Annotated in this window: 17 protein-coding genes; 7 read left to right on the forward strand and 10 right to left on the reverse strand. The window is 46.0% G+C overall.

Features of this window, described 5'->3' with window-relative positions; genetic code table 11:
- Positions 1-707: 707 nt before the first annotated feature.
- Entirely contained in the window at positions 708-4,019 is a 3,312-nt protein-coding gene (locus tag ACED36_RS01335) for a M64 family metallopeptidase (RefSeq protein WP_371732622.1), read from the forward strand.
- A 708-nt stretch (positions 4,020-4,727) separates the two neighbouring features.
- Here ACED36_RS01335 and ACED36_RS01340 read toward each other — a convergent pair.
- On the reverse strand, positions 4,728-5,501 hold the full coding sequence (locus ACED36_RS01340; RefSeq protein ID WP_371732623.1) for a phosphotransferase: 774 nt from the start codon (positions 5,499-5,501) through the stop codon (positions 4,728-4,730).
- A gap of 238 nt (positions 5,502-5,739) precedes the next feature.
- On the opposite strand from ACED36_RS01340, the gene ACED36_RS01345 reads away from it, so the two are divergent.
- The 4 genes from ACED36_RS01345 to ACED36_RS01360 all read left to right on the forward strand — a co-directional run bounded on the left by ACED36_RS01345 (position 5,740) and on the right by ACED36_RS01360 (position 8,775).
- A complete protein-coding gene (locus tag ACED36_RS01345) occupies positions 5,740-5,988 on the forward strand; it encodes a hypothetical protein (RefSeq protein WP_017005491.1) in 249 nt (82 codons plus the stop codon).
- A gap of 224 nt (positions 5,989-6,212) precedes the next feature.
- Complete coding sequence (locus ACED36_RS01350) at positions 6,213-6,875, forward strand: methyltransferase (protein ID WP_371732624.1); 663 nt, start codon at positions 6,213-6,215, stop codon at positions 6,873-6,875.
- Between the two features lie 157 nt (positions 6,876-7,032).
- Positions 7,033-8,274 carry a leucine-rich repeat-containing protein kinase family protein gene (locus ACED36_RS01355; protein ID WP_371732625.1) on the forward strand — a complete coding sequence of 414 codons (1,242 nt, stop codon included), beginning with the start codon at positions 7,033-7,035 and terminating at the stop codon, positions 8,272-8,274.
- A 165-nt stretch (positions 8,275-8,439) separates the two neighbouring features.
- Positions 8,440-8,775 (forward strand): PBPRA1643 family SWIM/SEC-C metal-binding motif protein, encoded by a 336-nt coding sequence (locus ACED36_RS01360; RefSeq protein WP_017003386.1) that lies wholly within the window; start codon positions 8,440-8,442, stop codon positions 8,773-8,775.
- 70 nt (positions 8,776-8,845) lie between these two features.
- On the opposite strand, the gene ACED36_RS01365 is transcribed toward ACED36_RS01360, so the two are convergent.
- The 8 genes from ACED36_RS01365 to betI form a co-directional block, all read right to left on the reverse strand.
- Positions 8,846-10,609 carry a HEAT repeat domain-containing protein gene (locus ACED36_RS01365; protein ID WP_371732626.1) on the reverse strand — a complete coding sequence of 588 codons (1,764 nt, stop codon included), beginning with the start codon at positions 10,607-10,609 and terminating at the stop codon, positions 8,846-8,848.
- Positions 10,610-10,658: 49 nt separating this feature from the next.
- Positions 10,659-11,624, reverse strand: a complete 966-nt coding sequence (locus ACED36_RS01370) for a hypothetical protein (protein WP_371732627.1) — start codon at positions 11,622-11,624, stop codon at positions 10,659-10,661.
- A gap of 342 nt (positions 11,625-11,966) precedes the next feature.
- Complete coding sequence (gene choV, locus ACED36_RS01375) at positions 11,967-13,157, reverse strand: choline ABC transporter ATP-binding protein (protein WP_371732628.1); 1,191 nt, start codon at positions 13,155-13,157, stop codon at positions 11,967-11,969.
- A 2-nt stretch (positions 13,158-13,159) separates the two neighbouring features.
- The gene (choW, locus tag ACED36_RS01380; protein WP_371732658.1) at positions 13,160-14,008 is read right to left on the reverse strand and encodes a choline ABC transporter permease subunit; all 849 of its coding nucleotides are present in this window, start codon (positions 14,006-14,008) and stop codon (positions 13,160-13,162) included.
- A 100-nt stretch (positions 14,009-14,108) separates the two neighbouring features.
- Positions 14,109-15,059, reverse strand: coding sequence for a choline ABC transporter substrate-binding protein (locus tag ACED36_RS01385; RefSeq protein ID WP_371732629.1), 951 nt, complete (start codon positions 15,057-15,059; stop codon positions 14,109-14,111).
- 140 nt (positions 15,060-15,199) lie between these two features.
- Positions 15,200-16,927: a choline dehydrogenase gene (gene betA, locus ACED36_RS01390; protein ID WP_371732630.1), complete on the reverse strand. Its 1,728-nt coding sequence runs from the start codon at positions 16,925-16,927 to the stop codon at positions 15,200-15,202.
- Positions 16,928-16,945: 18 nt separating this feature from the next.
- Complete coding sequence (gene betB / locus ACED36_RS01395; RefSeq protein WP_371732631.1) at positions 16,946-18,406, reverse strand: betaine-aldehyde dehydrogenase; 1,461 nt, start codon at positions 18,404-18,406, stop codon at positions 16,946-16,948.
- Positions 18,407-19,018, reverse strand: coding sequence for a transcriptional regulator BetI (gene betI, locus ACED36_RS01400; protein WP_016958517.1), 612 nt, complete (start codon positions 19,016-19,018; stop codon positions 18,407-18,409).
- Between the two features lie 470 nt (positions 19,019-19,488).
- Here betI and ACED36_RS01405 point away from each other — a divergent pair, with 470 nt between their 5' ends.
- A complete protein-coding gene (locus tag ACED36_RS01405) occupies positions 19,489-21,141 on the forward strand; it encodes a diguanylate cyclase domain-containing protein (protein ID WP_371732632.1) in 1,653 nt (550 codons plus the stop codon).
- 268 nt (positions 21,142-21,409) lie between these two features.
- Entirely contained in the window at positions 21,410-22,300 is an 891-nt protein-coding gene (locus ACED36_RS01410; RefSeq protein ID WP_371732633.1) for a pseudouridine synthase, read from the forward strand.
- Positions 22,301-22,355: 55 nt separating this feature from the next.
- Here the strand turns inward: ACED36_RS01410 and ACED36_RS01415 are convergent, their stop codons facing one another.
- Positions 22,356-22,901: an N-acetyltransferase family protein gene (locus tag ACED36_RS01415; RefSeq protein WP_371732634.1), complete on the reverse strand. Its 546-nt coding sequence runs from the start codon at positions 22,899-22,901 to the stop codon at positions 22,356-22,358.
- Positions 22,902-22,936: the final 35 nt, after the last annotated feature.

The following is a 22,936-nucleotide window of genomic DNA, read 5'->3' on the forward strand; positions in this document are numbered from 1 at the left end:
GCGGTTAATTCACGAGCAATGAACTTTCCTTATTCGACCCTATTGAATTAATAAATTAAAACTGACCAATCAGAAGCGTTATTTATCACTCCAACCACCAACCTATGTTAATTCATCGAAAGTCTTTTAGATTTGGTTTATCTAAAACAACCAATCATCCAGACACCGATACAAAAAATATACCACCACCTTTAAATAGGCCCCTGCGCCGCCATAATAAAGAGAAATATAAAGAACCTTTATCATTGATAATTCACATGCGCGCAAGAGACTAAATGTGAATTTCAAATGAAAAATTTCAATCACTACGCTCGCGGTTTTTCATCAGGCACTTACAACACAAATGTATTATAAAACCTACAAAATGCACAATAAAGTATGCACCCATGAAACATAATGAAATAAATATTTAATTAAAACTTACCTAAATATTATTTTCACTATCAGGAGGAAATAACTATCTATAATTTTTTAATTTAAAAATCAACGCCTTAATGCAATACCCACTACTATCAATGACTTCTAAAATAGGTTAAATACGTAACCCACTCATCTATTAATTATTTTCATCCTATTGATTAAGCATTTGATTTGATACGAGCCAACACTTTCGCCAATGATACAAAAGGCCAAACGGATCGAATCTATAATTGGCTTTTTACGAGCGTATAACGTTGTTTATCGAACTGTATTATTAACAGGAGTAAATGTTGAAAAAATCGGCATTGATGATATTGGCATGCTTAATGACCAATTATCATAGCGCAGCACTAGCTGGCATGGATGAAATACTTAGCAATAAAGATGACGTTGCGTTTAACTACCCCATAGGTCAACTGGTTTTAAAAATTCAGGCGTTTATTGACAGCGATGGTGTCATTGATTTCTCAGGTGACGTTCTCAGCGGCCTAGTCGGAAATGATTACAATGAACGTACTCTTCCCTTCTATAAAGCTTTTCTTCTCAACAATAAGAACATCAATCTAAACGACATCACCAAACTCGACACCATTATAGAAGATGCAAATAGCTTCCATCAACATGTCGATACACTTACTGGTCTTGAAGGTGCTGCCTATCGTTTCGGTTTACTTAACTTCAATAAAGCCATTAACACTGCGATTCTAAATAACCATAGCGTCATCATTGAGCAACTAGAGACAGGTACAGAAAACAGTGATTATCTCTCTCTTGCGGCTCTCGTTTCCCCAGTACAACAGCTAACATTGGCGCAGGCCATTATTAACCACAACCAAGATGCGCGCGCAATTCTAGGGCCACAGAATCAGGTTTATGTTGATTCATACACCTCACAAATGAACAACATCATGGGTTATTATTCCGCCAATCTTTTGTCATCATCTGACGGCATTAGCTTTGGACACATTAAACCAGAGCTAGCACCGAAAAGTGATTCAAGAGTATTTGTAATCCGGGATGATATTTACACTTTCTGGAATAATGTCCACCCACTTTCCGACGTACTGCTCAATGCTATTGGCTTATATTCGGGCCAATCAGCCAGTTACACTCTCACACAACGTGAAGCCGTGGACGAGCGCCTCACTGCCTACGTGGCAAACAATGACGTCAACTTTTCTTTCGTCAATGAGCCATTGAATGTCAGTCGGCATCACGCTTACTACGCACAGATTGAAAAGAACAACCCACAACCATGTACCGAAATAGAAACGTTTATAAAGGAAGGTGGTGATCTTTACGTCTATCACGATATTGCCGATTTTGTTGACAGTGATTATTCTGCTTTTGAGGGTACCTGCTTACCTAGACTGGTCGCTCAGTATTACGACATCAACCTCAGTACTCGCCGTGATACCTACTCGCGTTTACACACCATTAATACTATTACCGCCCCATACACCTTCACCACGGCGTCAGGCGAAGCACCCACCATAGACTCCCCAGCATTAGGCAACAATTATGATGGAGAGGTTTATGACCCAAGCGTTATGTATCAAGAAAAACACGCCCCGATCATGACGTTTGTCGAACTGTTGGTTTCTGCAAATATCAATAGCGAATTACTTGCTCAAAGAGACTTATTAATTCAAGCGTTTGATGAGGAGAATCCAGAGAAATATTACCTTGCGCTAATCGGTGTCAATCGAATTCTGGGTGGCATTAACTACCAAGATCCAAGCTTGGTTCGTGACGGAAACCAGATACTCTTATCAGAAAATGTCATTAGCTATCCGCTGTATGAATACAGCCTTGACGGCGGCTTAACCTACCAGCCGATGACGGAAAACAAAATCCGCATCTTCAATCAAACCTATCGCGCAGGCGACATCCGGATCAAAATCAAATCCGATTATGTTGCGCTACTGGGCTACGGTGAAGGCGAAGTGTTTTTTGCCGAACAGATTGACTACGACCCAAGCATTCGTCCGGTTATCGATTTTGATAAACCGGTATATACCTCTGCTGATGGCGACCACAAATTGTACACAGGTCGCACTGACGGAAAAGGCTGGGATTTGGTGATCACGGGGGATGGATACCTTGAACGTGACCGTGCATTATTTGATATACATGTCAAAAATGCGATTGAAGCTTTTTTGAGTTATGAAAACCTTGTACCTCACATCGCGATGTACAACATCCATTCCGTTTTCGTGGCTTCCAATGATCGCGGTGCTGATTGGTCGATTGAACAAGGTTGTGACCCTATCACCTACGACAATTGCCTGGTTGCGGAAAACACCCCAAGCCCTGCTATTGAACATAAAAATAACAAAGATACGGCATTCGATGCAGGTTTTTATAACGGTGGGACGTTCTCAGAGGCACGCGCTTTATCGGTCGATAATTATCGAGTGCGCGGCACCATAGCTAAGGTCGTACCGCATTATGATATGTCGATGGTAATGGTCAATACCAATGTATATGGTGGCCTTGGCGGTATGGTACCCACGTCTAATAAAATGAATCCACATGTATTTGTTCACGAGCTTGGCCATTCATTTGGCGATCTACATGATGAATATACTTACGGTGGAATACGCGACCCGAATTTTTGTGACAGCAATGTGTGCGCTGATTTCAACAAAGTTCCTTGGCGTCACTTCCTGCCTGACAACACCACATTGGATAATGTGTGTAAATCAACCTCTGCTGGTTGCCCTGCTGGTACAACAGGTTGGTATGAAGGTGGGTTAAATCAGGCAAAAGACATGTGGCGTTCAACCGACATCTCAATCATGAAAGAGAACGGTTATCCGTTTTATGCTTATAACGCCGAGCGCTGGGCCAATCGCTTATACGCCAAAACGGGTTATTTCTCTGTCATTGCTCCAAAGCATGCCGCGTTAAACCAGCGATTCATGACGCTACATTATACAGACCAAGCCGAGCAGGTTTTCGCCTTCAATCCATCCGTAGAATTCTATGATGAAGACGGTAGTGAAAAACGTGTACAGTCGTTCAAGTGGTACATCAACGGTGTTCACCAGCAAGCATTGGATAACGCCAAAGAAATCCGATACGGCGAGCATGAATTTAGTGCATATACCGTCAAACTTATCGCTAAGGATGAAACTGGCATCATCGTAAAAGAAGAAGGCACGGTATCGTCGTTTGAATGGACCGTTGAAAACAACAGTGCATTCAGCGACAACGATGTTCAAGCTACTGCTTCAAATACGACTCAATTGCGTGCCGAGATCGTGATTGATCGTGATGGTATACGTGTTGAACAAGTGACATTGCTTGATAAAGAAACCTCACTCAACACCTGTTCCCCTCAGACATTCAAAGGGCAAACCTTGCAGTTAGTCAATGATGAAGACACATTGACCTTCTGCGCCTATAACGTCGGATACAGTCATAAGCATTCTGTTTTGATTGCAGGTGGTCATGAGCCTGAAAACGAAACTTACCGTTTTGACGTGGTATTAACAGAAGAGATGGCAAGCCAAGCTTATCGCTTAGAGAGTCATTCAGCACTACACAGAGCAACGACAGTTTCTCCAATCACTGTTGACTTCAGTCAATACTAAACCAACGTAAAATTAAAAACAGGTAGCTTTGGCTACCTGTTTTTTTGATTACACACAAACCATACCCGTCACCGAGGAGCAAGAATCATCTGAGGGTAAGCTTATTTAGCATACATCACAAGCACTGAAATAGAATACAATCAACATATACGAAAACTAACCTTCTATTATTTAATACCGCAGATTTCACACACTAAATGGCGTTCAAACTCATTCATAGAAGCCACAAATGCGCCTAATGCCCAGCCTTTAATTACACCAACGATAAACTCTTTGAATTTACTACTTTCGTATTTCTAAATTCACTTGGCTTTCTCATTAATACGACAATGTGATGCGTTTCCGTATCACACTTTGAACAATTATGAACTTCTATTTTATGAGACATGACTTCCTACCCTTATGAATACTAACGGTTTATTAGGTGGTAATATAAAAAAGATAACTTCCCATTTAGTAACAAGTAATTTAACGCATTTATTTCTATCTGATTTACGTCAATTTTTCATCGTTTAAAATATAGGTTTGTAGAAATCCCTAAAATATTATTTCCCATCAGTATGCATTGGCTTTTTAGGTGCTGCACTTATCAACAGGTTAAAAAGTCAGTTGCAGATTAAACAATGGGGGGTCCCTTATTCCGAGCAGAGAATGAACCTAACTCATTTTGGGGAACAAACACCCCAAAACCTCAGCTTGTTCCCTACCTCACGCCAACAACCTCGCCGTTATCGTCTCTTGGTTGTGCTTTAAATAATCAATGTCTGCCAAATAGCTCAGGTGATGCCCATCTTCTATGTTGGCTTTGAACTGCTCATTACCTGCGTTGGCTTCATCATGCATAAATCGCACTAAGGTGGTTAAACGCGCCACCATGGTATCCACCAATGCGGTGCGATCTTGCTTTGTCGCGCCATAGGCATCGCAAAATTGCTTGGCGCGTTCACTTTGCTCTATCAGCGTACCCAATGCGTCGATCTTGTCGGTTTTGAACGGAGCCCAGCAATACACGGCATAGGCGATATCCCACACTCGCGGGGCGGGATGGGCGGTGTCAAAATCAAACACACCAACCACTGTTTTGCCATTCAACGCCACGTTGTAAGGCGAATAGTCGCCATGGCAAATCACTTCCTGCGGTTGTCGCGCGGGTAGCATCCATGTCAATGAATCGGTGTGGTGTTTAGAGAGAAACGATGTTGAAGCATCATGCAGCTTTCTTAACAATTTGGCCGCCGTTATCAGCGCCGTTTCACTGGCAATCGCACCCGTTAAGGGGTAATTGTACGCATCGCCTTTCACGTAACTGAGTAGCTCGGTGTCACCTTCTACGCCTAAGCATGTCGGGCATTCCGTTAAGCCTTGCGCGTGATAGTGATTCAGTAAAAGATGAACGGTAGAAGACCACGCATTCAACGGGCGTACCACGATATCCCCACGTTTATAGATAGCACCTTCACGACCGCCAACCAGTTCTTCCATGAATCATAATTCCTCGAAAATAAATGTGGGTATTGTCGCCTTCCAACACATGAATGCATTAATCAGCCCCCAGATTTTCGAGCGAACATCAACAAATGTTCTGACATATCCCCCATGCGAAGGCGATTGATGACGCAGTCATGCGCTTGCCGATAGCGCTGTACATTGCCAAATCGTGTGATGACGTGAAATAATCTGCGCAGTTAAATTCTTCAAGCGCACAATGAGTGTTGAACAAATGAATAACGAACTTGATATCATCGACAACCTTCAAGAGTTGGAAACCTTTCTTATCGCAATTGAAAGCGGCGGGTTTGGATTAAAAGGCGTTGCGGGCGTTGCCCTTGCAACCAACAACTCAGATGGCCGCCCATTTGTCGCGGTTCTAGACGACAATCACCAGTTGATCCTTGCTCGCAGTGTCACGCAGGAAGTTTTTGAGACTGGTAAAGATTTGGTTCGCAACGGCCCAAATAAAACGCACTGATTCGACACAGCGAATATTTTGCCAGCAGACAATGTAAACTGCATTCAACAAAGAGCGCCTGATCTAAGGCGCTCTTTTTGCCTCTGTGCCTCGCATTACCACCGACAACCTGTTTAATACCTTGTGTAACCCCCTGTTTGCTTTAACCTGATAACTCAATTGTTTCGTCATCTATAGACCGATATTTGGCAGAGCTTCGTCTCGTTACTCGGCCAGGAAAGACTATGACGATCATCACTCCCCCTCTTCGTGTTCGCTATCAAACCATCGAGATTGGCAACAACGATATCCATCTATGCACTCTGCGCGACAAGCAGCAGTTTAGTGACCCTTGTGACATCGCCAAAAACCTTGGGATTTCTTCTGCTTCTTGGCCAATTTTTGGCGTGGTATGGCCATCGAGTTTAGTTCTCGCCAACCATATGTTGAGTTTTGATACCGAGGGGAAGCGAATTCTCGAAATTGGTTGCGGCATTGCGTTGTCGAGCTTGTTACTCAACGAGCAAGATGCAGATATTACCGCGACAGATCATCACCCTGAAGTCGAAGGTTTTCTTGATAGAAACACCCAACTGAATAACGGCAATCACATTACTTATGAACGTGCCGATTGGGCGGATGATACGAGTAAACTGGGTTTATTTGATCTGATCATTGGTAGCGATTTGCTCTATGAAGATCAGCATGTCGACTTGCTTGCGTATTTCATTCAAAACCACGCCAACGAAAACTGCGAAGTGATTATTGTTGACCCAGGCAGAGGACGCAAAAACAAACTGAGCACCAAGATGCTCGAATACGGTTTCACCAGTAGCCATACCAAACCAGACAACACTGACTATCTCGATAAGATTTTCAAAGGTCATATCCTACGGTTCTTGCGTTAAACCTCACGTGAAGCTTGTCGTTCGATTTGTTGAAAAGGCACTAACCAGCCATTGCGCCCATCACCCCGCTGCTAGCGGGACAAGTCATTACCCTTTTTGATTGGCTTTCTTGTAAACTACCCTCCGTTTTGTTTTCGATCAGCATGGATTCCTCATTTTGCACACTCTTTCTCAGCTAACCTCCGGCGAACTTGCAGGTATTAAACGCCTAAGCCTTTCCGACAACCTCACCACTTTTCCGCTAGAGATTCTTTCGCTGGCTGACAGCTTAGAAATTCTCGATTTGTCTGGAAACCAGCTTTCTTCTCTGCCCGCTGAGATCAAGCAACTGACCAAGCTGAAAATCATCTTTGCCTCAGACAATCTGTTTGAAGCACTGCCAGAAGTGCTGGGTGAATGCCCAGAGTTAGAAATGATTGGCTTTAAAGCTAACCACATCCGCTATGTGTCCGAAAACGCGCTGCCGCCAAAACTCCGCTGGTTGATCTTAACTGACAATCAACTTGAAACCTTGCCAGATGCCGTAGGCCAACGCCCGCGAATGCAAAAACTGGCATTGGCAGGTAACCAGTTAACCTCGCTGCCGCACACAATGGGTGAATTGGAAAACCTCGAGCTTTTACGTATTTCTGCAAACCAATTGCGTGAATGCCCCGATCACTTGCTTAGCCTGCCAAAACTGGCGTGGTTTGCGTTTGCAGGAAATCCGTTCTGCCAATCTGATGCGAATGTTGAGTCTGTCCCGCATGTCCCATCGTCCAGTTTTGAGCGACAAGAAGTGCTCGGTCAAGGCGCGTCAGGCGTGATTTCTAAAGCCGTATGGAATGCAAACCAAGGCGATTTTCCCAATGACATCGCGGTGAAAGTATTTAAAGGCGAAGTCACCAGTGATGGCTACCCACAGGACGAGCTTAATGCGTGCTTAAAGGTCGGCAATCATCCTAGCCTTGTGCAGTCGATAGCACAGGTCAGCGAGCCCGGTTTCCTTGCACTGGTGATGAATTTGATCCCGTCACACTTTAAGAACCTTGGCCTGCCACCAAACTTCGAGACATGTACGCGAGATACCTTCCCGCAGGGTTTTACGCTGTCGATTGCACAGATCGAAAAAATCGTCGCGCAGATGGAAGACGTTTTTCAGCACATGCATGACAGTCAAGTCTGTCATGGCGATTTGTACGCCCATAACACCTTGTTCGACGACGAAGCCAATATCATTTTCGGTGATTTTGGTGCGGCAAGCATGTATCACATGTTACCGGAAGCCCAGCAAGCGCAGATCAAGCAGATTGAGCACCGCGCCTTGAAGCATTTCATCGACGATTTACTGAGTGTTTGCAGCGATAAAGACAAGCAGACTGACGCCTTTCGTCGACTCGCGATAAACGCTACTCCGTAGACATTCGGTAATGTCCATGTCCCTTTAGGCGGCGATTTCACCTGAATCTTCGCCTCTTTGGGGCTTCAGTGACAATGAATTGCGGGATCATGTCTCGTTAATATTTATTGCGGATGCGTTTTGCTGTATAACCTCACTCCGCATTCAACTAACCCGGAAAATCCCATGTCTAAGTTTTTCTATAAAGGCAGAATTGAAAAAAAACCAAAATACGAAAGTTTTGGTTACAACACCAAGCGTGCAGCAAAGCCGGGTTCAGAAGACCTTCCGTTGATGCTGACGGTACAAACTGAAGAGCGTAAAGCTGAACTGGAAGCCAAAGCGCTTGAAAACCAGCTGTTTGTGACCATTACAGTAGATGCAGAGCAACCAGAAGAAATTACTGAGTTCGAAACACTGCTTTGCAAGCCACAAACCACAGTGTTTGAAAAAACGCCAAACCGTAATGACGCTTGTTCATGCGGTAGCGGCAAGAAATACAAGAAATGCTGCGGTAAGTAAGCGGCAATCTGAGACACAAAAAAACGCCAACTCAAAAAGTTGGCGTTTTTTGTTTTTAGTCGCTTGGTTTTTATTGCTTCAGCAGCTGCTGCGCTAAGGTAAGCGTCGATTCTGACACGCCTTGGGTCTCCAACATTTTACGCGCGGCCGATTTATTCAACGCCGTGGGTTGTGCATTGTTGGCGAGAAACATGAACAACAAATCCCGAGTGGGAGCGAGAATATCTGGTTCATCTAAACGACTTCGCAATTGTGCTTGATAACTCTCAGTGAGCTGAAGGTCTTGGCTGTTTGTTTCAATACCCAAAGTGATGGCTTTGACCACACTAGGATGCTCATCGTTCAGCATTTGCTTGAGCAAGGTGGGCTGCATATCAGGATTTCGACTTAGCAATTTGACCGCAACCTGCCTTTCATCTGCATATTGGCTGTCTAAGTAAGGCAGTACTCGGCTGTCCATCTCTGGATTTCCAAGGTTACTGATTGCCAGCAATTCATTGTAGCCCGCCCCTTCACTAGATAATCGTTGGGTTAGAAACGCGGTAACATCACTTGTCATGCGTGGATTTTGCTTTCCAAGAATGCCAATGTTCAACATAGCGGTTTGTCCCAGCAAGCTGTTGGAATGATCGAGCATATTTTGCAATGTGCTCAACGCTACCTGACTGTTTATCTCGCCCATCTTTACTATCGACATAATCGCTCGCAGCCGATCAGTTTCACCAAGTGAATCATCTTCTATCAGCGAAGCAAGCAGGTACTCACCTTCTCGTTCACCAGATCGCTCCAACGCAAAAATTAGGCTTGAGCGCATGCTGTCAGTTATCTCGTCTGAACTGAGCAAATCACGAACGTACCCCCAACCTTGGTTAACCAGAAACAGTCCTAATGCTTGGGCTGTGTCCAAATTTGGATTCGCATCAAACAACACCAGCGTCTCCATGAAGTTTTCTTCATTCACTTCTATGGCTGGCGCAGTATCGTTAAATGCCACTTTATATTTTGCGTTCACGCCAGCACCAAAACTGACTTTCGCCAGAATCAAAGCATCTGGCTTGATGGGGGTCATCGTTATTTCCTGTTCAAGCTGAAGCTCAGAGCCCTCCATTTCTACTGTCTTCCCAGTACTGGAATGTAATTGCGAGGGAAACGACGACGCATCCAACGTCAAATTCCACGTTTCTCTTTCAGACAGGGTTGCGTAGCTAGCCGAGGAGCTTGAATCGGTGGCTTTCTCACGCGTGACTTGGTTGCCATTAATGTCATAAAGATAGGTGTGCGTGCCATCAGGAAGCTGCAGGCTATGAATGCCATCAAAGTATGAAAACTGAGCCAATAAGGCCGTCACGATATTCAGTGGGTGCTGGGGCGGCAACCCTAGCATTGATACATCGCTGAATTCCCCCGCTTGATAATTGAAAGTAAAACCGAGATACGATGGGATCTCAGTTTTGGGGTCTTCTGATTCAAACTTCACATCATAGGCAACGCCTTTATGTGGTTTTACACCCCCGGTATCGAACTCAATGCTCAATGCATTGGAGAAGTCTGCCAAGACAACGCCCCGACTGGTAAGCTTTGAGCGAATGACTGCGCGGTAAGCTCGCAGTTCGAGCGATTTGGATGACGGCGTCATCGTACTCAATGGATCATTGGTAAAGTCGTAAGAAGCCGATGCCTTCGCTATTGTGCTGGATGAAACATCAGAAGTGACAGCGTCACCATCGTGAGTATTGATTTCCGCTGTGGGGTTGGGAACCGGTGTGAAGATAATAAATGACGTGGCGACCACAACACAGGCAAAAAGCGAGAGCAGGAGTAATTTTCTGTTCATTGCTTATCCATTTAATAACAGGAGGCACATCACATACCTCCAAAACAAATTACAAATATGCTGTTTGATCGTAAATTGTTTGATTGAACTCATAAATTGGCGACCAGCTAATCAAATCTGTTTCTGCATAGAATATTCTCGCAAAACCAAACAGTTTAACATCGCAATAAAGTCCAACTTTACCGTTACCACCCTGTGCATTTGCATCCCATTTAAGTCGGGTATAGTACTGATGTTTTTTACCCGGTTGTTTTTTATAAGTAACACCCGCTTCCGCATAGGCTTTCGTGCCTGCATTAATTAAGGTGAGCGAACCTTTCACGCCTTTTTCAACAGTTTTAAATAGAAGATTTAAACTGGCATAGCCTTTGGCTGTTGCATCACCAGAAATAAATGGTCTCACGCTTGCAAAGATAAAATCAGGTCGACGCACACCATTTATCTTAATCGGCTTGTTGGGTTTGTCGAAACCGCCCACTTCAAGACCAGCCTCAAAGTCTGCACCAACCTTTAATGCCGCTCCAACACTGACACCAAGACGAAAGATACCAGCAGGATCGATCGGCACTGCAGGGATAGGCACGTCAAAGCTAGCAACGGTATGGCTAATCGTCCGTTTGATATCGGTGCGAAGCAGCGCATTACAGGTTGGACTGAGTGAAAACGGAACATCGGAGCCCACACTTAACGAAAGATGTAGGCCGCGCACACATTCGGCATCTTCAGGCTTGAAGTTCAAATCAACCCCGCCCAATACCGAACCGAGCGTTGTATTATGAGGACCAACTGTGACTGTGAAATCATTGCTAGTGTTGCCGATCACCTTCCCTCCGGTGAAGGTGACGTATCCATAACCTTTCCTCGTTTCAACAAAATTTCTAACAATGTTATGGGTGTTAGCTCGATGGGTTTTATTCAGTACCTGACCTGGGGATAGGCCTGATGCTTGTGTTTCAAATGATGAGGTTGAGAATGCTAAAGCTGTTAGCATTAAACCTAACTGCATAACTTTCATTATTATTTCCTAATATTTTATATCAAACATGGGTAATACCTTTTCATTTAAGGCATGAAAAATGTAAGACACAGTAGGAAATACGCGGAGCAACTATTGAAGATTAATCATTAACTAGTTCTATACACTAGTTGGTTAGCACATCAAAAGTGCTAATTTAGCATTATTATTAGACATGTTTTTATTAGCTATTTAGATTATTCTTATTATTACTAACTTACAATATTAAATTATCAAGAAACACAGCGAGGGATACAAATCTAACTATATCAACACCGTCTAGCCCATCAAAAAAAGCCAGCTTCAAAGCTGGCTTTAAAATTAAACTGTTTCTGGCGTTTTCTAAGCCGCAGTCGAAAAATGCTTCCCAAGCAACGCGTGGTAGAAATCATTGTCCGACAAAACACCAATGATCTTTTCTTCGTCACTGAGCAACACAGACTGCCCCGTGTGATAGCGGATTTCCAGTGTATGACGCATAGACGTATCTGCCGACGTGATCACAACCGAGTCCACAGCAATATCGGTGATGCTCTCGCCTTCTTGCCATCGAACAATTGGAAGATTGGCATCTAGACGTTTCGCACCCGTGATTTGGCCTTCTGAATCGGTTTCTAACACGGTGTGTTCGTGTCGGTTCAATACTAAGGTGTTTCCTTCGCGCTCAAGATCGCCAATGGCGGTCATTAACGAACGGCCACGCAATACGTTGAGCGGATTGGTGTGCGCCACAAAATCTTCCACGTACTGATTTTCAGGGCGCAACACAATGTCTTCTGGCTTACCGTGTTGGATAATTTTGCCTGACTCCATAATGGCAATGTTATTGCCCAGTTTCAGCGCTTCATCCAAATCGTGGCTCACGAACAGAATCGTTTTGTTGAGCTTACGTTGAAGTTCTAACAACTCGTCTTGCAACTGGTTTCGAATCAGTGGGTCCAGTGCCGAGAAAGGTTCATCCATCAACAGAATGTCACTGTCCATGGTGAACGCTCGCGCAAGACCTACACGTTGCTGCATGCCGCCCGACAGCTCATGGGGCAGTTTGTCATGCCATTCCGTCAGGCCAACCATGTCGATCTTTTCCATGGCACGTTGACGACGTTCGTCTTTGCCAACACCTTGCATTTCTAAACCGAAAGCAACGTTGTCAACCACGGATAGCCAAGGCATCAATGCGAACTTTTGAAACACCATGGAAATACGGTGTGAGCGCAAATGGCGCAACGCATTGTCATCAATACCGGCGAGATCGACCATCTCATCGCCATTGCGCACTTTTAGCGAACCGCGAGTGACGGGGTTCAATCCGTTCACAGCACGAAGCAAGCTGGACTTTCCTGAACCTGAAAGCCCCATTAATACGCAAATTTCGCCTTCTTCAACACTCAGTGTGGCGTTATGCACGCCAATCACATCGCCCGTTTCTTCTTGTATTTGCTGGCGCGTTTTTCCGTCATCTAACAAGGTCAGGCTTTTATCAATCGACTGACCGAAAATCACGTCCAAGTTTTCTATGGTGACTGCCTTCATGATTATCCCTCTTTCCCTTGTGATGCAGGCGCTTTGCATAAGCGGTCCAAAATAATTGCTACGAGTACAATGGCAAGACCCGCTTCAAAGCCTTGAGAAATATTCACGGTATTCAACGCACGGATAACCGGTTTACCCAAACCATCAGCACCCACTAACGCCGAGATAACCACCATGGACAGCGACAGCATGATGCACTGCGTTATGCCCGCCATGATGTTTGGCATAGCCGCTGGCAATTCGACTTTGAACAGCAGCTTGCTTGGGGTTGCACCAAAGGCTTTGCCCGCTTCAATCAGCTCTTCCGGCACACTGCGAATACCCAGATAGGTCAAACGAATGGGCGCAGCGATGGCAAAGATAATGGTGGAGATCAAGCCCGGCACAACGCCAAGACCAAACAACACCAGCGTTGGAATAAGGTAGACAAACGTTGGGATGGTTTGCATTAAATCAAGAACCGGACGCATAAAGGTATACAGCCACGGGCGATGTGCAGCGAGAATGCCGAGTGGCACACCAATCAATACCGACAACGAGGTAGCAGTGAGCACCAGTACGAAGGTTTCAATCATCTCCGTCCAGTAGCCTAAATTTAAAATCAGCAATAATGCGGCACAAACAAACACCACCAGCGGGATACTTCTGTGTAAAAGCCAAGCAAGTCCGGCGGTCAGCAGAATTGGCACGTATGGCGGCATCCATTGCATCACATCGACAAGGGATAGGATTAGCCATTCTAGTGACAGGGAAAGCGCATCGAAGAAGCCAGCAGCGTTATCGGTTAACCAATCTACGCCGGTTTCCATGTAATCGCCGAGGGGTATTTTATTGTCAGTAATCCAGTTCATGTGTACTCCAAAATCCATCATGGTTTGGGTGAGTGACGCCATCAATGCGCCCTCACCCTCTGCTCCCGACACTTACTGCGGACGGGCAGCAGTCAATGCCTTACTGGATATTGAGATGTGCTTTAACGGCTGGCAGTGCATCTTTGCCATCCAGCGTTTTAACACCGTCTAACCATGCAGTTAGCGCCTCTGGGTTACCTTGTAGCCATTCTTTTGCAGCCATTTCAGGCTTCACGCCGTCGTTAAGAATGCCGTTCATGATGTCGTTTTCCATCGCCAACGAGAATTTCTGATTGGTCAGCAGCTTGCCAACGTTCGGACACTCGGTGGTGAAGTTTTGGCGTACATTGGTGTAAACGTTCGCGCCGCCAAAGTTAGGACCAAAGAAGTCGTCACCGCCAGCTAGGTATTCCAATTCAAAGTTGCTGTTCATTGGGTGTGGTGCCCAGCCTAAAAATACAATCCACTGGTCTCGACGAACCGCGCGCTTCACTTGCGACAACATCCCCGCTTCGCTGGATTCAACCAGATCAAAGCCTTTCAGCCCAAATGCATCCGCATCGATCATGTCTTGGATCAAACGGTTGCCATCGTTACCCGGCTCAATGCCATACACGCGGCCTTTGAAGTTATCTTCAAACTTGGCGATATCTGCGAAGGTTTTTACGCCCGCTTCAAAGGCGTACTTTGGCACGGCCAAGGTATATTTCGCGCCTTCAAGGTTCATGTTGATGGTTTCAACCGTGCCCGCATCGCGGTACTTGGCAATATCCCCTTCCATGGTTGGCATCCAGTTGCCCAGGAACACATCAATGTCGCCGTTTGCCAGCGAGGTATAGGTAACAGGGACAGACAGCAGCTGTATGTCGGTTTCGTATCCCATACCTTGCAGTACAAGCGTCGTTGCTGCGGTGGTGGCGGTAATATCCGTCCAACCTACATCTGAAAAACTCACTTTCTCACACTGGTTTGCCATTGCTGGTGCAGCAATCAAGCTTGCTGCTACGGTCAGGCTTAGTGCTGTCAGTCGTTGAGTCTGTTTAATATCCATGATGCTTTCCTCTTCCTTTCTTTGTCTGCGGGCGTTGCAGTAAGCCGCGCCCTTCAGTTTTTATGCGTTGTCTTGTTTATTCTCGAGTTTGGTTTAGCTACTCGATACACAAGATCGGTTTTTCTATTCTTGGTTGACTGTTATTGCCTATGTGCATCCGAAACCGTTTCACTTTCAGATGCGTTTTCTGGCGGAACCAAACGCTGCTGAGTCTGCCAGTTTGGATCTTGCCATACCGCCACATCGGTGGAAGGCAAGAGTCCGTTATTCAAGATCATGTCTGCGGCACGCTCTGCCACCATGATAGTTGGCCCGTTTAAGTTGCCGTTGGTGATCGTTGGGAATACCGATGAATCCACCACACGCAGATTTTCAATACCACGCACGCGAAGCGTTGCATCGAGCACTGCCATTGGATCTGTCTCTGCGCCCATTTTGCAGGTGCATGATGGGTGATAAGCGCTTTCCACATTGGCTTTCACCCATGCATCGATTTCTTCATCACTTTGCACGTTTTCGCCTGGCTGAATTTCACCATCGCCAAAACGTGCAATCGCATCTTGTGCCAAGATTTCACGGGTCAGACGAATACAATCACGCCAATCCTGCTTGTCTTGCTCTGTGCCAATGTAGTTAAAAACGATCTCAGGTTTGTCGTCTGGACGCGCGCTTGTGATACGTACATAACCACGACTTTCCGGTTTGTTCGGGCCAACATGCACCTGAAAGCCGTGCCCTTCCACCGCTGATTTGCCGTCGTAACGAATCGCCGCTGGCAAAAAGTGGTATTGAACGTTCGGCCACTTGATGCCAGCACGGCTGCGAATAAATGCGCATGACTCAAAGTGGTTGGTTGCGCCCAATCCATCTCTAAACAAGATCCAGCGCGTACCGATCAACCCTTTGCTGATCAAACCCAGCTTGCCGTTCAGGGTGATGGGTTCTTTACAGAAATACTGGAAGTAAACTTCTAGATGGTCTTGCAGGTTCTCACCCACGCCCGGCAGATCGTGCTTTACCTCAACCCCTGCGTTTTCCAGCACGGCTTTCGGACCAATACCGGAGAGCTGAAGCAACTGCGGTGAACCAATAGAGCCCGCCGCGCTGATCACTTCTTTGCGTGCGTTCACTTCATGGTGTTGACCGCTCTTCCGATACGAAACGCCTACCGCTTGTTTCTCTTTCAGCAAGATTTTGTTCACCGTCACGCCTCTGATCAACGTGAGGTTGCTGCGTTTCAAGGCACGACGTAAATAGGCATTCGACGTAGACGCACGTACGCCGCCGTCCACCGTCATGTGCATTGGGCCAAAGCCTTCTTGCTGATAGCCGTTGTAATCTTCGGTGACCGGATAACCCGCTTGTTCGCCTGCATCAATGAACGCACGATAAAGCGGGTTCAGTGCCATGTCGTTACCATTGCAGGTACCGACAGGGCCATTGCCGCCGCGATAGTCATCTTCGCCGCCAATCCAGGTTTCAGCGCGTTTGAAATACGGCAAGCAAGATTGATAGTTCCAACCTTGCGCGCCGTTGGCTTCCCACTGGTCAAAGTCACTGGCGTGGCCACGCACATACACCATGCCGTTGATGGAAGAACTGCCGCCCAGCACTTTGCCGCGAGGACAATGTAACTTTCGACCGTCTAATCCGCTTTCGGCTTGGGTTTCAAACTGCCATGCATATTTTTCGGTGTTCATTGGGTAAGAAAGCGCGGTCGGCATCTGAATAAAAATGCTGCGGTCTGTTCCGCCCGCTTCGAGGATCAATACGTTGTGCTCGCCAGATTCCGTCAGGCGATCCGCCAGCACGCAACCCGCTGAACCCGCGCCAACGATGATGTAGTCAAATTCTGTTTCAATTGCCATGATGCTAAAAAAATCCTATTACGCGTACGGGCTATCTACGTCACCCAACTCGACGTAAACGCTCTTGGTCTGGGTGTAATGATTCAGCGTTTGAACACCGTTTTCGCGTCCAATGCCTGATTGCTTGTAGCCACCAACAGGCATTTCAGCCGGAGATGCTCCCCAGTTATTGATCCAACAAATACCCGCTTGCAGCTTGGCAATCACTCGGTGTGCGCGAGAGAAGTTGGTGGTAAACACGCCAGCGGCAAGGCCATACTGCGTATCGTTAGCACGAGCAATCACTTCTTGCTCATCGCTGAAACGCAGCACGGACATCACAGGGCCAAAAATCTCGTGTTTCACGTGAGGCATGTCATCGGTACAGTCTGCAAATATGGTCGGCGCAACAAAGTTACCTTTGTCCAGCCCACCCTCGGTGACTTGGTAACCGCCGCACAGCAAGCGTGCGCTGGTTTGCTTACCTTGTTCGATAAAGCCAAGCACTTTTCCTAAATGGTCTCTGGAGATCAACGCGCCGATTTGGGTATCAGGATGTGTTGGGTCGCCCACAATTAGCTTGTCTGTGCGAGCTGCCAATTTTTCGAGGAAGATGTCGTAGATATCATCATGTACAAACACGCGAGTGCCGTTTGTGCACACTTCACCTTGGGTGTAGAAGTTCGCAAGCATGGCACCTGAAACGGCGTTATCAATGTCAGCATCGTTAAACACGATCAACGGGGACTTGCCGCCCAGCTCCATCGTGACAGACTTAAGCGAGCCTGCTGCATCAGCCATGACTTTCTTGCCTGTTCCGCATTCGCCCGTAAACGAGACCTTAACGATATCCTTGTGGCGAGAGAGCATCTGTCCGACACGGTAATCGCCCTGAACCACATTGAATACGCCATCTGGCATACCCGCTTCCGAAAATATCTCAGCCAGTTTCAGCGTCGTTAACGGCGTTTCTTCTGAGGGTTTGAATACCATGGCATTGCCTGCCGCCAACGCTGGGCCCGCTTTCCACATCGCGATTTGAATCGGATAGTTCCATGCACCAATGCCCGCACATACGCCCAAAGGCTCTTTGCGCGTATAGAAGAACTGATTTTCACCAAGGCTTTGCTGTTCGCCTTGAATAGACACCGCCAGACCCGCGTAATATTCAATCACGTCTGCGCCTGTCACCACATCAACGTACTGCGCTTCTTGTATTGGCTTACCGGTATCCAGCACTTCTAGTGCTGCCAGCTCATCATTGCGTTCACGCAAAATAGCCACGGCGCGGTTCAAAATCGCACGACGTTCCGCACCACTCATTGCCGACCAAACCTGAAAGCCTTCCCAAGCTGACTTTACTGCAGCATCCACATCGGCCTGACTCGCTTGTTGCACGTCAGCCAGCTTTTCGCCCGTTGCTGGATTTAGGGTTTGAAACGTTTCGCCGGAGGTCGCATCAACGTAGCCTCCGTGAATGTATAACTGTTTAATATCCATTTAATTATTGCCTTTTGATATGGATGGAAAGTCTTGAAGTTGGCGTTCGAGGTAGTCTTCAATCGTCGCAACCGCTTCTAGCGAATCGATACCTTGCGGATTGAGCGCCCCACGAAGCCAGATGCCGTCAACCAATGCAGCAATTCCCTGCGCAACAAACGCAGCGCGATCCGAGGGCATCAGTTTTTTGAGTTCAACGCGAAGATGTGAAAGCAGACGTCTTTCGTTAACGTGTTGGAGTCTAAATAAAGCGGGGTCGTGCATGGCGTGCGACCAGAATGCCAGCCACGTTTTGGTCACTTTGCTGCTCACCTGATTGGGGTCGAAGTTGCCATCAACAATGGCGAGAATGCGCCCTTTGGCATCGTTTGGGTCGGTCATGTTCAACCTTTGTTGAACACCCTTAGAGAGTTCACGGAGCACAGAACGCATGGTTTCTTCCAGCAATCCGTGTTTGCCACCAAAGTAGTGGTTAATGATCCCCGCAGACACCCCTGCTTTTCGGCTGATCAGGGCGACACTCGCCCCAGCCAAACCGACATCGTCGATGGCAGACATGGTTGCCTCCACGAGCTGTGGGCGACGAATTGCGGGCATCCCTACCTTTGGCATCAAATCCTCCTTGATTGGTTAAAAATGTAGCAAAAATGTTTTTTGATTGAACGTTCAATTAAAAACAGACTTACAAATAACGCAATTGTTGTCAAAAATAGATTTGATGTGTAAAAGTAAGAAAATAATAACAAAGATCGCTTTATTTCATAAAATCAAAGACGTAACCAAGAAACACTCAAATTCCCACTGCTCAAAAACCCTGCAATTGATTAGCACACTAAAGGTTATTAGGTAGGAAAAACCTATCCGGAAGGCCTCGGATACTTTCTACATCCATCACATAATGCGTTCAATTTTCATACAGGCCGATTGAAATTTACTGCTGAAAAGAGAAATTTCCAACTCGCATTTTTAAAAAATGCAATTATTAACATCAAGCATATCGACGCTGATCTCCAAATTAAAAGATCGTAAAAAAACAAAGTCTCACAAAGATGTGAAGTGCGTCTTTTAGACGTTAATATTATGTGTATGTTTTTACCATCCACACTACTGTTGTAATATTAATTAAATATACCTATCAGATTGGATTGAAACAGATCCATCAATGCAGGACGACTCACTATAAGACAGGTAAAAAAATGCTTGCACTAGATAACCGCACCCTACTCACCGTAACAGCGCTTATCTCTATTGGATCAGCCGTCGCATTGTTTTCTCTATGGCGTTCACAATCAAAACCAAACGGTTCAGCTTTTTGGGCGCTGGGGATGTCGAGTGTCGCCCTCGCGAGTATTTTGATTTCGTTTAGAGACGCCATTCCAGATCTCTTTTCACTTGTGGTCGCTAATTCGCTATATATTCTTGGCTTTCAGCTCATTCTACGTGGCATCCGCATTTTTGTTGGTCGACAACCATTGGTCATATTGGATTATGCCCTTGTCCCAATTTCTGCAGCACTTCTCTGTTACTTCAATTACATTGACCAAAATTTAAACATCCGAATTGCCGTTGTCTCTCTGGCATTTATGATTATTTGCACCAATGTAGTCATTACTTTTTTACAAGAGAAGAATGCTCCTTGGCGCTCAGCAGGATTTGCTGTGGCGTCGATGTTCGGGCTGTTTGGTTTAATCCATGGGATACGAGGTGCCATCATGTTGGCGTCGCCGTTAGAACACTATTTTATGGCCAACAACATAACCGCATCATTAGTATTCCTTGGCGGAATATTCATTATTGCTGGAATGGCAATTACCCTAATTTTGCTCACTTATGCCGTACTTGAATCAGAGTTTCGTATTCTTTCTCAAGCCGTTAAACAGTCAGCGTCATCAATCATCATTACCGACAGAACGGGGCTGATTAACTACGTGAATCCCGCCTTCATTGAAACCACAGGGTATCGAGCAGAAGAGCTCATCGGTAATAAACCCAGTATTTTAAAGCCAGGAGAAATGCCCTCAGCAGAATATTCCAATCTGTGGGAGTGCATCTCTAGTGGCAAAGTATGGCGTGGCGAATTCTATAATCGCAAAAAGAATGGCGAGTACTTTTGGGAAATTGCGTCGATTGCACCAGTAAAACAGCGCAATGGTGAAATTAGTCATTTTGTTGCGGTAAAAGAAGATATCACCGCTTTAAAAGAGGCCAAGAAGCATATCGACCATCTAGCAAACCATGACACATTAACGGGTCTGCCCACTAGAAAGCTTGCCATGGAGCGTCTATCAAACGCATTAGCTCATGCGAAAATCCATAACAGAAAAGTGGCTGTGTTATTTGTGGATCTCGATGGCTTCAAGGCGGTAAATGATACTCACGGTCATGACGCGGGTGATCAGGTGTTAAAAAGAACCACGAAAAGGTTATGTGCTTGTGTAAGAGACGTTGATACCATCGCACGTATTGGTGGCGATGAATTTTTAATCTTACTGCCTAATATCGTCAATATCGAATCGATTCGTAAAGTGACGGAAAGAATGATTGAAGCTGTCTCTGCTCCCTATCATTTAGGGAGCGCGGAAGTCACCGTGACTGCCAGTATTGGTATTTCTTTATTCCCTGATGACGATGACGTACCGTTAGAACTCGTTAAACTTGCCGACCACGCAATGTACACAATTAAACATCAGGGAAAAAACAATTACATGTTCACGAACCGATACTGTTCGGTTTGAGTGATGGTTGATGGTTGATTGACGACGAATAGCGCGAACCAAGTTTGTATCCAAGCGACGTCAAGAACCTTGGATGTAACGAATAAAAAATCAAAAGACGACGACCTTTATCCTTTACAATGCACCCCGCACTTATTCTCGGTTTTGTCATTCAGTATGATTGGCCATAAAACACAGAAGGTGGCGTTCCAGCTAGACGCAAATTCGCGCTTTTTGCCTTCAGATACCCATGCAACGTCAAGATGCTGGGTATAAACCGGACCATTCGATGACCATTTCCGACTATCCCTCAAAACTGAGCCTACCGCAGACGAATCCGGGTGTTTCTACCGTATTGGAATACCTCGTTATCAAGTTTCCCTTCATTGATGCTCAGGTCTGGCAACAGCGCATGGCTGATGGCAAGGTTCATTACCACGATGGAACACGCGTTTCCGCACAATCGCTGTTTCAACCGCAACAACGGATTTACTACTACAGAGAAGTTGAAAACGAGCCTCGTGTTCCCTTCAAAGAAGAGATCCTGTTTCAGGATGAGCACATTGTGGTGGTTTACAAACCCCATTTTCTCGCGGTTTTACCCGGCGGTGTTTACGTGAATGAATGTTTGCAGAATCGGTTACGAAAAAGTACCGGTATATCGGAACTGCAAGCGCTACATCGGTTAGACCGAGTGACGGCGGGCTTAGTCATGTTTTCAGTCAACCCTGAGACGAGCTATCTTTACCATCATTTGTTCGAGACACGGCAAATACACAAAACCTACCAAGCGATTGCCAATCTTCGAGAGGGAGAAAACATTGTTGGTCGAGAATGGGAAGTGAAAAACCGAATTGAGCAGTCTGAACCGCGTTTTCGCATGCAGGTGACAGAGGGTAAAGCCAACAGCCATTCCGTGATTCGATGCCTAAAGCAATCCGACGAAAAGGCACTGTTTGAGCTGCATCCGGTGACGGGTAAAACCCATCAACTGCGCGTTCACATGCAAACGCTTGGCTGGCCGATTTTGAATGACAAGTACTACCCTGAATTGCAACCGCTCAGCGCTGACAACTATTTAGCCCCCTTGCAGTTGCTGGCAAAAGAGGTGGAATTTATCGACCCCATTTCGCATCAACCTCGACATTTTCGTTCCGACCATCACTTGTCACTCAACTAAGGCTAGACGCACTGTTTTGTTTCCGATTCGTTCAGTGAGCACTTTTCTTTGTGTGTCAGCCCTTATGACATGTTGGTAATGTGAATGTCAGCTCCGAGTAGCTTTGGCCATCAATACGGTAGTAATCGGAAATCTCGCCCAGTTGTTCAAATCCGAGCTTACGGTATAGCGTGATGGCTTTCTCGTTGCAGCCAATCACATTCAAATCCAGCCATTTGGTTTTTTCGTCGTTTTGGCAGAAAGCGATCGCGGTTGTAAGAAGTGATTCGCCTAACCCCTGACGACGAGCAGCGCGATCAACGCCCATCCCCAGCAACACGCGATGACGACAATGCTCGTCAGCATAGTGTCGTAAATCAATGTGACCGACTATTTTTCCGCTGCTGTTTTTCGCCAACCAAACCTTACGCCAGTTTGACGATTCCCTGTCGGCCAGGACACCATCGCTAAAGCGCTTCTTTAAATCGTCAGACACAAAACATTCATCGCGAGATAATGGCTGAAACAACGCCCCACCTTCTGCTCCATTCTCTTCAAGCTGACGGTTTAAGTAAGCAAAAAGCGCCTCCATATCCCCTGAACCAGCATCCTCGATTTTCATTTCTACATCCTTTTCGCGCGGCTAAAGCGTCATTA

The sequence above is a fragment of the Enterovibrio sp. FF113 genome (assembly GCF_041439165.1).
GTDB classification, from domain to species: Bacteria; Pseudomonadota; Gammaproteobacteria; order Enterobacterales; family Vibrionaceae; genus Enterovibrio; species Enterovibrio norvegicus_A.